The following is a 12210-nucleotide window of genomic DNA, read 5'->3' as shown; positions in this document are numbered from 1 at the left end:
GGCTTGCAGCGTTTTGCTGCAAGTCGTTTTTTTTCGTGCAGAAAACAGCGAGAGGAGAATGCAGAATGAAACAATTATTGATGGCCGCAGTTTTGACTCTGACTGGCAACATACTTCATGCTGCTGAGCATGTTGTGCTGATTACCATTGACGGCGTTCGCTGGCAGGAGGCATTCCGGGGCCTTGACCGGGAGCTGGCGCTGGATGACGAGTACTCTGAGCGGCAGCAGGAGCTTCTGGACCTGTTTTGGCATGACGATGCGAATCAGCGTGCGTCACTGGTCATGCCGTTTATACATCACACCGTCATGCATCAGGGTGTGGTCGTAGGTAACCGGGATCTTGGTTCGTGCGCACGACTGACCAACGATTATAACTTCTCATACCCCGGCTATAACGAAATCTTGAGTGGTGTGATTAATGATGACATCAACTCGAATGCCAAGCGGCCCAATCCGGAGAAGACCTTTCTGGAATTACTGTCTGCTAATGAGCAATTCGGGGGGCGCATGGCAGCCTTCGGCTCCTGGGATGTTTTTCCTTATATTTATAACACTGAGCGCAGTGGTATACCGGTAAATGTCGGTCCTCTTGCAGCGCCGCTGACCGACTTTGAGCACACACTGAATTTGCTGCACAGGGATATATCGGCACATTGGCCGACGGTTCGTCATGATGCGTTTACTCACCACTATGCCCTGTCATGGTTACGTGAGAGACGGCCGCGTGTTGTGCACATTGCCTATGGTGAGCCGGACGATTTTGCTCATGATGGTCGCTACGACGAATATGTACTGGCCACACGGCGGGTAGACCGGTTTGTCGAAGAAGTCTGGAGCACTTTGCAGGACATTGATGGTTACCGCGACAACACAGTGATGTTTGTCACCGTGGATCACGGACGCGGCGAAACGCCCCGAGATAGCTGGATGCACCACGCCAGTGAGCGCGCCGTGCAGCAATACATGCAGTCACTGGCGCAGCGCTTCCCACAGGGCATTGAAGGTTCAGACGCCATCTGGATGGCTGCGCTGGGGCCGGGTGTGCCTGCTTCGGGCCAGATCACCACGGAAGAGTGCCTGACGGCTGATCGGATAGCAGCCACACTGATGACTCTTCTCGGGGAAGACCCCGCGAAATACAACGCTGTCATGGGCAGAGTCATGCGGGAGTTTCTACCATGAGCCGAGTTTTTTTATTGGCGATAGCGCCCGTGTTGTGGGGAGCGACAATGATGCCGGCAGTTGCGCAGCAGGAGTTTGTGCTGGCCTTTGGTTCGTGTGTCCATCAGGATCGTCCTCAGCCCATCTGGGATCAGGTATTGGCCGCCCAACCAGATGTCTTTGCTTTTTTGGGAGACAACATCTATGGGGACAGTGATGACCCGCAAGTGCTTGCTGCAAAGTATGCGCAGCTTGGCGCTGTTCCCGGCTTTAGCCGGCTACGACAGCAGACTGAGGTGGTCGCCATCTGGGATGATCACGACTACGGGCGCAATGATGCGGGTGCAGAATACCCTGCCAAGGAGGCCTCGCGGCAAGTGATGCTGGATTTTTGGGAGGAGCCGGCCCTGTCTGACCGACGTAGCCGTGAAGATGGTATTTACACGGCCTATTTCTATGAACATCAGGGCAAACGCATTCAGCTCATCCTGCCAGACCTTCGCTGGAATCGCACGGCGTTGCATCAGTTGTCGGACAGTCAACTGAGGCAGCTACGTGAAAGCCTGAACATGGGGCCCTACGAGGTCAGCCTGGAAAAGGGCGCGACAATGCTGGGTGAGTCTCAGTGGCAATGGCTAGCCCGCCAGTTTCAGGAGCCAGCGGATTTGCGCATTATCGGTTCCAGCCTGCAGATGCTGGCCGAATTTACTGGCTGGGAGAGCTGGGCGAATTTCCCGGAAGACCGTCAGCGTCTGATCAATCTGATCGAGCAGCACGCTGATGTACCCACGTTGATAGTATCCGGCGATACGCACTGGTCTGAAATCAGCCAGGTGCAGCATGCATCGCTGCCCTGGCCGATAACAGACGTTACGTCTTCAGGTCTGACCGAGGAATGGCATGCCATCAGCCCCAATCGTCACCGTGTAAGCGAGGCATATGCCATTGCCAATTTCGGATTGCTGCGTATTCATTGGGCAGAAGACGATGCATTGACGGTGGAAGTGGCGATTCGTGGAGTCGATGGTGCCGATTTGCTGAATGCGACTCTGCAGTTTCCAGTCCGGCATTAGTGAGTGACGGAAAAAAGGCGTAACATACACATCCTGGTGAATTGACGCGCAGGCCACTGTGTTATGGATACGTTTGCAGCCGCAGTAACTTTGTTTCTGATTATGGACCCGTTGGGAAATATCCCTATATTTCTCAGCGTGCTGTCGCGGGTTGCGCCAGAGCGTCGCCGCAAGATTCTGATTCGTGAGTTGTTGATTGCACTGAGCCTGATGCTCATCTTTCTGTTCATTGGGCCGGGCATTCTGCATCTGTTGGGTCTGTCGCGAGAGGCGATCTCGATCGGCGGCGGTCTGGTGCTCATGATCATTGCCATTCGCATGATTTTCCCCTCGCGGGGCGGTGTCATGGGCGATGATGAAAACGACGGTGAACCGCTGATCGTGCCGCTTGCTGTGCCCTTGATTGCCGGCCCGTCTGTCCTGGCGACGCTGGTGCTGATGGCTGAGACCGGACCGGATCGTAGCGTTGACTGGCTGATCGCGCTGGGAGGCGCATGGCTGGTGACGGCGATTATTCTGCTGATGTCCCAGCAGCTCTACAAGTTGCTGGGACAGAGAGGGCTGAAGGCGATTGAACGATTGATGGGGATGATTCTGATATCTGTAGCAGTTCAGATGTTGCTGGACGGCTTCAAGAGCTACCTGGGCTGAAGTAATCAGCCCGAGTAGCGCCTGTCTCGATCAATGCTTGGTTTCACCATTCGATTGCTGTTCAGCAGCGGCAACTTCTTTTGCCCGTCGCTCTTCCCAGAAGGTCGCGTTCTTTATACCCAGTTTGATCGGGTCAAAATGAATCGGGCCGCCCGATTTCTGCTGTTCCTCATAATCCTTGAGACAGAGAATGGCCGGCTTCGACATGAAGAAGATCACCAGAATGCCGACGATGTTGATCCAGGCCATGAGCCCCACACCAATATCACCAATGGTCCAGATGTAACCGGCACTGTTCACCATGCCGTAAGAGACCATCATCATGATGACTATCTTGACTGCCACCAGCGGAATACGCGCCTTGAAATACCGGTTCAGATAGGCTGTGTTGGTTTCGGCAATGTAGTAGTAGGCCAGGATAGTAGTAAAGGCAAAGAAGAACAGGGCAATGCCCACAAACGCCGGACCAAAGTCGCCGAATACACTCAGTAATGCCATCTGCGTGAAGGCGGCGGATGCAATCTCTGTGTCGGCGGCCACGTTCTGAACCACAAACTGTCCCGCTTCCAGCGCACCCTGCACATTGTATTGCTGGGTGATGATGATCATAAACGCGGTGGCCGAGCAGACAAACAGCGTGTCAACATACACAGAGAATGCCTGCACCAGTCCCTGTTGCGCCGGATGTTCAACTTCTGCCGCGGCGGCTGCGTGAGGGCCGGTTCCCTGACCCGCTTCGTTTGAGTAGATACCACGACGCACTCCCCAGCCGATGGCCGCGCCAAAGCCCGCCTGAGCCGTAAATGCATCCCCGATGATCAGAGCAACGACGCCTGGAATCTGCTCGAAATTGATGAACACAATGATCAGCGCCATGATGATGTAACCCAGCGCCATAAACGGAACGACAATCTGGGTGAAATGTGCAATACGCTTGATGCCACCAAAGATGATAAACGCCAGCACCATCAGGATCAGAGCCAACGCGACCAGCTTATTGGTGCCGACTTCACCAAAATTGGTGCTGACCATATTGCCATCGCCGAACACCTGTACCACGGCATTGCCGACGGCGTTAGCCTGCACACCCGGCAGAAATACCCCACAGGCGATAATGGCTGCCAGCGCGAACATGACAGCCAGCCAGCGCTGTCCAAGGCAGCGTTCAAAATAGTAGGCCGGACCACCCCGATACTGGCCGTCTTCTTCTACCTTGTATAACTGACCCAGCGTTGATTCAGCATAGGCTGTGCTGGCACCAAGAAAGGCCACCACCCACATCCAGAACACCGCCCCGGGACCGCCAAAACCTATCGCGGCTGCCACCCCGGCGATATTACCAACACCTACGCGCCCGGATAGCGATACCGCCAGCGCCTGGAACGAGGAAATACCTTCCGGTGATTCGTTGCCTCTGAACAGCAGGCGCCACATCTCTTTGAAATGTCTGACCTGTGCAAAGCGGGTCAGAATGGAGTAGAAAAGACCTGCTCCCAGGCAAAGCACAACCAGGGCAGGGCTCCAGATAATATTATTAATCGCGGTGACGATGGCTTCCATGGATAAACCTTTGATTCTGTTGGCGGCTTCCCAACAATAACCGAGCCCCCCGCGCGGTTCAATGCTGAATTGCCCGTTAGCCTATTATTTATGTGTTGGAGGGAGTTCTGGGGCGTGCCTTTACTACCGCCATGGTTAGCCGGGAAACACAGACTGTTTTGCCCTGTTCATTCTCAATGACGATTTCCCAGACCTGAGTGGTCGCCCCAACATGGATGGGACGGGCCGTGCCATAAACCCAGCCAGATGCTACCGGACGAATATGGTTGGCGTTGATGTCCAGGCCAACGGCAGCCATGTTTTCAGAGCCAAGACAAAGGTTAGCGGCCACGCTGCCCAGCGTTTCTGCCAATAACACTGATGAACCGCCGTGCAGAATGCCATGCGGCTGGATGGTACGGTGATCAACCGGCATGCGGCCTTTCAGAAAATTTTCACCGATTTCTGTGTATTCAATGCCAAGGTTGGCGGCTGCTGTGTTCTGAGCCTGCTCAGTCAGTTTCTCCAGCGAATGCGCGCGTTGCCAGATCGCCATAATGCCTGTCTCCGAAAATTGCAAAACCCGCATTCTAAGCCCCGCTTCCTGTAAACGTCCACGCTGAAAGTGCGCGCAGCGGGCAAGTGGCAGCCTAATTGTGTATTATTAGCGGCTGATTCAGATTTGGAGTGCAAACCGTGCTGCATTTTGAGCACACTATCGTCATTAACGAGCCCCGGCAGCCTGCGCACGAGCGGATTGATATCGAATCATTATGGAAAGCCTTGCTGTTTCGTGCCCGTTATCCGGGTCATTTTAACCCTGCGTTAAAGTGTCGCTTGCTTAACGAGCAGGAGAACAGTTTTACGCGGGTCATCATTGCGGGTGAGATGGAATTGCATGATGAGGTGACCCTGATCCCCGGGCAGGAAATCCGCACACTCATCGACGGCCGTCATCAGTCCATGCATGCCGAGAGTGTGACCCGTATCGAGCAGCCCGCACCAGGTGTGCTGCAGATCAGGTTCATTTATCGTCGTGACTCTCTGGGCGAGCAAGGTGGTATTGATGCCGATGCCTATCTGAAATCTGCCTATGTGCAGAACGATCGCGAGGCGGTTGCGACCATTCGAGAGATGATAGCCCACGGCTGGTCCGCTGCACACATGTGACGTTTTCCACCTCAGAACAATTCAGGAACTCCCATGCATCCATTAGATGAAGCATTGCAGATGCAACAGCAGGATCCCGGTCTGTATACGGCGGCCACGCACCCGGGCTACGCCAATGCAGTCGGTCCGTTCGGCGGCATTACGGCCGCACAATTGTTGCAGGCGGCTTTGCTGCATCCTCAACGGCTGGGGGAACCAATTTCCCAGACTGTGCATTTTGCGGCCCCGGTGAATGAGGGTGAGTTTGTCATTAATGCACAACCTGTGCGAACCAACCGTTCGACCCAGCACTGGTTGATTCAGGCCAGTCAGGACGGACACATGGTGGCCATGGCAACCGCCGTGTTTGCCAAACGCCGGGACACCTGGTCAGGTGTTGATGCCACCTTTCCGCACAATCTTCCTGATCCCCAGAGCGTGGCGCCCATGCAATGGCAAAAGCGGCCTGAATTTACCAACCGTTACGATTTGCGCTACTTTGATGGAGTGATTCCGCATGAGTTGAGCGGGCAGGAGCGGCCACACGGTCAGTCCAGTTTATGGGTGCGTGACGAGCCACCACGGCCGCTGGATTTTGCAGCGCTGGCCTCCATCTGTGATGTGTTTTTCCCGCGTATCATGATTCGTCGGCAGCGCTGGGTCATGATTGGTACCATCACGCTGACATCGTATTTTCATGCCGACAGCGCCCTCTTGACGCAGGTCGGATCAGACTACGTGCTGGGCGTGGCCCGTGCTCAGGTTTACCGGGACGGTTATTTTGATCAGAGCGCCGAAGTCTGGTCCGCAAAGGGTGATCTGCTGGCAACCACGCATCAGATGGTGTACTTCAAGGACTGATTACAGCGCTTCCAGCAGCATATTGAGGCTGAAGGCACCGCCAAAAATATAAATCGCGCAGATAATGCCTTCGCCGATAGAGACGCCGAACAGCGTCTTCCAGACACTGACTCGCAGAACACTGCAGACATAAACAATCATGTCACTGGGTACCACCGGGATGAAGCCCCAGGCGGCAATGACCGTCAATTCTGCCTTCTTTAACAGGCGTGTCAGACGCTCAATATGAGTCGGGTAATGGGCGTGAAAGTAGTTGTCGAATCTCAGGTGACGCGCCATGTAGTACACAATAGCGGATGAAGTGTATACGGCTAGCTGATTAACGATCCATAGCGGCAGCGGCGGGAACACCAGAATGCCGGCAAGCACTATGGGGGTGGAAGGAATGAGTGTGAAACCGCGCAGTGTCGATATGACAAAATAGACAAACAATCCGCTGACCAGGTTTTCCGAAAAGAACTGCCGAATGTATTGCGGTTCAAACAGGTCGGGCCGGAAAAAATACAAGGATAGACAGACCGTCACCAGTCCCAGCCAGGTGTACAATCCGAAAAAGTTCAGATGCTCCAGTTTTTCCAGTTTGTCTTTCTTCATCCGGCGTTCATTCCGCCGTGACCGTTTGTGAGAGTGCCGTCGGCTTGGACATTTCGTATACAAAAGCAGGCAGAATATTGAGCGGTACAAAGCTGACCGTGTCCATGGATTTGCCAAAGACCTGCTCAATGTCGGTCTGATTGCTCTTGAAGTACTGGTACTGCAGATATACGCCTCCTTCTTTTAGTCCGTATTGCACGGCATGCAGCACCTTGTAGAGAAACGCGTTGCGCGTGGCGCGATCCTCGAAGTTTTTCAGTGGCAGCGAGGAGATAATGACATCGTAATAATCGGCCTGGCGCAGCAGGTCGGTGACGCAGCAGTTATGCAGACGAACCACTTTACGCGGGCTGTCGGCGATGATTTTTTCTATCCAGGGATTATATTCTGACTTGATCTCGCAAACATCCAGGGTTGACCCCGGGCTCATGCGGGAGGCCAGTTGACGGGTGAAGGGACCCTTGCCACTGCCAATTTCCAGAATGCGCAGATCCTTGCTGAAGTCCACTTTGGCCAGCATGGCGCGCACCAGAAAACCGGAACTGTTGACGATCAGACCGTCTTCGCGGATGTTCTTCTTGAGATTCTTATAGAGTTTTATGAGCATACAACCTGCATGATACGGACAACTGCTGCATATTAGCCCGATACGCGGCACTTTCCAATTGCTTCCGCATATTGTCGTGCCGCCAGCCGGTATTTCAGTGTGTCCCTGTGATCGGGTCCCTTAACCCATCGGATAGGGGAATTGCTTATGCACGTCGTCGCAGGCCTTCATGATCTCATCGCTCAGGGTGACATCCAGTGCCGCCAGCGATTCTTCCAGTTGATCAGCGGTTCTGGCGCCGATGATGGTGGAGGCAACAAAATCAAAGTTCATGCTCCAGGCGGTGGCCAGTGTGACTGGCGACATACCGGCGTCTCGCGCAATCTCCAGGTAACGCGCGGTGGACTGCAGGGTGCCAGGGTTGACAAAGCGGTCTGCCATGGCGCGCTGGCGTGGGTTGTCCATCTGCAGATATTCGCCAAAGCGACTGTTGCCGGGGATGTTGTCGGAATTGTATTTGCCGCTGAGTACCCCGCCACCAATCGGCGAATAGGGCAGCAGTGAGATCTTCTCGCGGCGACAGACGGTGGCCAGCTCATCGAGGAAGCGGCGGTGCAGCAGGGAGAAGTTGTTCTGGATGGACTGGAATCGCGCCAATCCTTCGTAGTGCGCAACGGTGTTGGCCTTGGTCAGGCCGTAGGCGTTCTCGTTGGACGTGCCCAGGTAACGCACCTTGCCGGATTCCACCAGCCGGTCCAGTGCGGCCATGGACTCTTCGATCGGCACCACGGTATCAGGCCAGTGCACTTGATACAGGTCGATATAGTCAATGCCCAGGCGCTTCAGGCTGCCTTCCACGGCGCGTTCAATGTGATGGCGATCGATGGCCGTCATGCCGCTGCGCACCGGCGGTACAAACCAGCCTGATGCCGCGCCGGCCACCTTGGTGGCAATAATCAGTGAATCCCGGTCTCGGGTCTTGATCCACTTGCCAAAGATGGTTTCAGTGATGCCCACAGTCTCTTTGCGTGGTGGAACCGGATACACCTCGGCAGTGTCGTAAAAGTTGATGCCGCGCTCGTAGGCGGTGTCCAGTATTCGGAAGGATTCGGCTTCGTCGCTCCAGCTGCCAAAGCTCATGGTGCCCATGCAGATGGGGCTGACACGTAATCCACTGTTGCCGATATAACGATACTTCATGACGGGGTCCACCTTGGTCTGTAGGAATGTCTGTCGCAGAAAATTAACCGATTATGGCATTAGTGACTTGTGGACTGTCAAACGCTCGCCCGATCGGCTAGCATTCAGACAGTTGTAAAAAAGACTCATTCCGATCAAACCGTGGAGATTGATATGAAAATGACCTGGCTGAAATCTGCTGGAACCGCCGCCCTGCTGCTGATGAGCAGCACCCTGACCTGGGCACAGCCGCCGGCCGCCACGATTGAAGACCTGGCGTGGATGACCGGTAACTATGCCGGGCAACTGGGCCCCAATACTCTGGAAGAAAACTGGATAGGTGCCGAGGCCGGCTCCATTGCCGCCATGGTGCGCATGACCGGGCCCGATGGCACCAGCATGTTTGAGATGATTACCATCGAAGAGGTCGACGGGTCTCTGGTGTTGCACCTGCAGCAGTTCGATCCTGGCTTCAAGCCACGCACGGCAGCCCCGCTGAAAATGGAGCTGTCCATGATCCGGGATAACCATGTGCACTTCAATAACGTTGGCTCAGAAGGCATGAGACGCCTGGGGTACACCCTGTCCGGCGATACCTTCACGATTCACATCGATCAGCCCAATGGGCAGACCATGAATATTGAGCTGCAAAAACGTGAGTTGTGGTAATTAGTCAATAAAATATCCGGGAGAGCCTCGCCATGAACCCCATGCATAAAACCCTGCTGACAATTGCTGCCAGTGCGCTGCTGCTGAGCGCCTGCGGTTCTGTTTCGACCACCGGTGTTCGAGAGCATGACAGCCGTCAATTCGCGCCGGCAGCCGAGCTTGCTTTTGAAGCACGACCGGGGGCAAGGGCATATTACGGGACGTATGACGGGGTTCAGGGGCCGGCTGTTTACGCCGCAGAAATTCCCGACAACTGGAATGGCGGGCTGGTCATGTATACGCATGGTTATCGTGGTACTGGCAGCACACTGGCACCGTCACCAGCCCCGGCGGCCTATAGAGATACCTTGCTGGCCGCCGGTTACGCCTGGGCAGCGTCCTCTTACTCGGCCAACTTCTACGATGTGCGTGCCGGCGTGGAGGATACCAACCAGCTGGCGCTGGAGTTGCCTGTCTATCTGGCGCGTGACTGGAATGTGACCATTGAACAGCCCACACAGTACCTGATCTCGGGCCACTCCCTGGGTGGGCATACCGCCGCCGCAGCAGTTGAGCGTGAGAACATGCAGCGCACCCGCTACCCGGTACCTTACGCTGGTGCGGCGCCGCTGTGTCAGGCCGAGCAGAATCAGTTTCAGTGGCTTGGGGACTACACACGACTGGCCATGACCCTGGCCGGCTTTGGGTATATGCCGTATGAGCGATATCCGGATCTGATCGGTGTACTCGACGGCAGTGGTGAACCCGGTCCGATTGTCACCAATCTGTTTAAAGTGAACCCTGAAACGGGACAGTCGACCTGGGAGCCGGCCAACCTCAATGGTGAGCGATTGAAGGCCATGGCCATGCAACTGACTGGCGGTCAGCGGCCGATTTTTGATGACGGTTTTGGTTCTCGTTATCAGATTACGGTGCTGTCTGGTGGCGGTGATGACGGCTCGGTCCGCGGCATACTCAGCGGCAATATCTACGACAATACTGGCCGTGAATATCGCTGGACTGACGGTGCCGAGCCCTCTGCCGAAGAACAGGCCTTTAATGCGTCCATCATGCGGCAGTCTGCAGATCGTGGTGTGAACCCGCCGCGCAACGACGGTGTGCGCTGGCTGCCGGAAGTTCATGGTGATTTTGATGTGCCGGTGCTGACCATGCATACCCTGGGTGATTTTTATGTGCCCTTTGTGCATCAGCAATTGTATCGACAGGGCGCCATTCGCAATGGCAATGATCACTTGCTGGTGCAGCGTGCCATCCGTGCGCCGGGGCATTGTGATTTCTCGGCTGAGGAAACGCAGCAGGCGCTCACTGACTGGCTGAACTGGGTGAATGGCGGTGACAAGCCCGCCGGAGACGTGGTGCTGGATCCGGTGGTAGTGGCTGATGATAACTATGGTTGCACGTTTACCACACCGCAGCGGGATGGGTTGCCTGCCTGTTCGCGCTAGAATTAGGGTAAATAATTAGGGAGTTGTAACCGCACCGAGTTTGATTGGAGATCGCGTACCATCGTGGAGTACACTGTTTCCTTGATGGTGCGATCTCAACAGTTATGGGCTGACTTTCACGAAATTACCATAATTGCGTATAACCGAGCCATCCACCACAACCGCCGACGTTTCTATACAAATGATAGCTATTTGTAGGAACGTAGTGATACTCGAAATTTCCAGTCCAACAATAAGGGTTATGTTCGATCAAAGATGGGGGGGTGTCGAGACTGAACTCTACCAATGAATGGATAGTTGTATAAATGTCGACTTCATTTATTGGTCCCGGGTAAGGAGCGGAGGCGCCGTTGTTTTCTGAGTGAACTCCCTGATAGCCCGCGGACGTGTATACATGAGAGGATACATACATTGATACAAATACCTGATCGACATCAGGGACTACAGGTTCATCCCAAATCTGTAAAACGCAGTCGTTAGCAGTAGCGTCAGGATACTGACTTGGGGACCATGGGTAGCAGTCGGCGATGACGCCTGCGTGGCTGTGAGTCTGGAATAAGAAAGATATTATCAATAGGAAAAACGTTGAAATCGCTTTTTTCATTGGACACCCCCACATATTGTCTCTAGTTCTTCAACTGAGTTGCCTCTTCGGCTTACTCCATCCGCGAAACTAAGGTAGCCGATATCTGGTTTTGAGCGTTGACGAACATCTAAATGGAATAAGATGAGTGAGGACGAATTGTTGTCGGTGTAACGGCTAACCATTTCTTTCAAATCTTTAATTTGATCTCTTTGGTCTGAAATGTCAGCATCAAGTTCTCGATGAAAATTTAGAACTAAGCTGGCATTGACTTCATCAGAAAGAGATCTGTTTCTTGTGTTCCACTGTTCGCACATCTTTGCAATTTTTTGGGAGGCGTTTACTGCTGTTTGTTGTTTCCATGCCCCCAGTAAGGTCACTATGTCTTCTGCCTCATTTGTTGATAAGTCGTATCTTTTCAAAGTTTGCTCTATGTCATTCGGCGATGATGATAGCCGGGAGTGAAGGCCTCTGAAAAATGAGATTTCCACAAGTAGTTCTTTGAGTGCTCCGGTCGTCGTCTCTTGAATAAGAGGTATACGGCTTTCAGAGTCTATAGGAAAACCTGAACTTTGCTGCATGCCCTGATTGAGTTCGGTGAAATGGAATGGATTATCCTGAGCTATTGCATGCGTTTGGAAAAGTATCATTGCTGATATCAATACGTATTTCATCGCACATGTCTCCGTTCTGATTGAAAGATATGAAACGAACGGTAAGGATAATATCATTTCTTTTGTATGTGTATATGATTGCA

13 protein-coding genes are annotated in these 12210 nt (G+C 53.8%); 7 read left to right on the top strand and 6 right to left on the bottom strand.

Annotated features, from left to right (window positions below; genetic code table 11):
• Window positions 1–65: 65 nt before the first annotated feature.
• The 3 genes from PS2015_RS12800 (at window position 66) to PS2015_RS12790 (ending at window position 2887) form a co-directional block, all read left to right on the top strand.
• Window positions 66–1184 carry an alkaline phosphatase family protein gene (locus tag PS2015_RS12800; protein WP_058022600.1) on the top strand — a complete coding sequence of 373 codons (1119 nt, stop codon included), beginning with the start codon at window positions 66–68 and terminating at the stop codon, window positions 1182–1184.
• Window positions 1181–2236, top strand: a complete 1056-nt coding sequence (locus PS2015_RS12795; protein WP_058022599.1) for an alkaline phosphatase D family protein — start codon at window positions 1181–1183, stop codon at window positions 2234–2236. Before PS2015_RS12800 ends, PS2015_RS12795 begins: the two co-directional genes overlap by 4 nt.
• A gap of 63 nt (window positions 2237–2299) precedes the next feature.
• Window positions 2300–2887 (top strand): YhgN family NAAT transporter, encoded by a 588-nt coding sequence (locus PS2015_RS12790; protein ID WP_058022598.1) that lies wholly within the window; start codon window positions 2300–2302, stop codon window positions 2885–2887.
• A gap of 30 nt (window positions 2888–2917) precedes the next feature.
• Here PS2015_RS12790 and PS2015_RS12785 read toward each other — a convergent pair whose 3' ends face one another.
• Together PS2015_RS12785 and PS2015_RS12780 are read right to left on the bottom strand one after the other, a co-directional pair.
• A complete protein-coding gene (locus PS2015_RS12785) occupies window positions 2918–4447 on the bottom strand; it encodes an alanine/glycine:cation symporter family protein (RefSeq protein ID WP_058022597.1) in 1530 nt (509 codons plus the stop codon).
• An 88-nt stretch (window positions 4448–4535) separates the two neighbouring features.
• On the bottom strand, window positions 4536–4982 hold the full coding sequence (locus PS2015_RS12780; protein WP_082628242.1) for a hotdog fold thioesterase: 447 nt from the start codon (window positions 4980–4982) through the stop codon (window positions 4536–4538).
• A gap of 140 nt (window positions 4983–5122) precedes the next feature.
• Between PS2015_RS12780 and PS2015_RS12775 the strand changes: the two genes are divergently transcribed.
• Both PS2015_RS12775 and PS2015_RS12770 read left to right on the top strand, forming a co-directional pair.
• A complete protein-coding gene (locus PS2015_RS12775) occupies window positions 5123–5596 on the top strand; it encodes an AtaL-like protein (protein WP_169792320.1) in 474 nt (157 codons plus the stop codon).
• A gap of 33 nt (window positions 5597–5629) precedes the next feature.
• Window positions 5630–6436 (top strand): acyl-CoA thioesterase, encoded by an 807-nt coding sequence (locus PS2015_RS12770; RefSeq protein ID WP_058022594.1) that lies wholly within the window; start codon window positions 5630–5632, stop codon window positions 6434–6436.
• Here the strand turns inward: PS2015_RS12770 and PS2015_RS12765 are convergent, their stop codons facing one another.
• The 3 genes from PS2015_RS12765 to PS2015_RS12755 all read right to left on the bottom strand — a co-directional run bounded on the left by PS2015_RS12765 (window position 6437) and on the right by PS2015_RS12755 (window position 8777).
• Entirely contained in the window at window positions 6437–7030 is a 594-nt protein-coding gene (locus tag PS2015_RS12765) for a TVP38/TMEM64 family protein (protein WP_058022593.1), read from the bottom strand. It lies immediately after the preceding gene.
• A gap of 7 nt (window positions 7031–7037) precedes the next feature.
• Window positions 7038–7637, bottom strand: coding sequence for a class I SAM-dependent methyltransferase (locus tag PS2015_RS12760; RefSeq protein WP_058022592.1), 600 nt, complete (start codon window positions 7635–7637; stop codon window positions 7038–7040).
• Between the two features lie 120 nt (window positions 7638–7757).
• On the bottom strand, window positions 7758–8777 hold the full coding sequence (locus tag PS2015_RS12755; RefSeq protein WP_058022591.1) for an aldo/keto reductase: 1020 nt from the start codon (window positions 8775–8777) through the stop codon (window positions 7758–7760).
• A gap of 153 nt (window positions 8778–8930) precedes the next feature.
• Here PS2015_RS12755 and PS2015_RS12750 point away from each other — a divergent pair, with 153 nt between their 5' ends.
• Together PS2015_RS12750 and PS2015_RS12745 are read left to right on the top strand one after the other, a co-directional pair.
• Entirely contained in the window at window positions 8931–9425 is a 495-nt protein-coding gene (locus PS2015_RS12750) for a DUF6265 family protein (RefSeq protein ID WP_058022590.1), read from the top strand.
• Window positions 9426–9457: 32 nt separating this feature from the next.
• Window positions 9458–10870: a hypothetical protein gene (locus PS2015_RS12745; RefSeq protein ID WP_082628131.1), complete on the top strand. Its 1413-nt coding sequence runs from the start codon at window positions 9458–9460 to the stop codon at window positions 10868–10870.
• Between the two features lie 600 nt (window positions 10871–11470).
• Here PS2015_RS12745 and PS2015_RS12740 read toward each other — a convergent pair.
• A complete protein-coding gene (locus PS2015_RS12740; protein ID WP_058022589.1) occupies window positions 11471–12127 on the bottom strand; it encodes a hypothetical protein in 657 nt (218 codons plus the stop codon).
• Window positions 12128–12210 lie beyond the last annotated feature (83 nt).

It is taken from the genome of Pseudohongiella spirulinae (genome assembly GCF_001444425.1).
Classification (GTDB): Bacteria; Pseudomonadota; Gammaproteobacteria; order Pseudomonadales; family Pseudohongiellaceae; genus Pseudohongiella; species Pseudohongiella spirulinae.
Note: the sequence above shows the minus strand (reverse complement) of the source record. Positions and strands in the feature narration are given on the sequence as shown.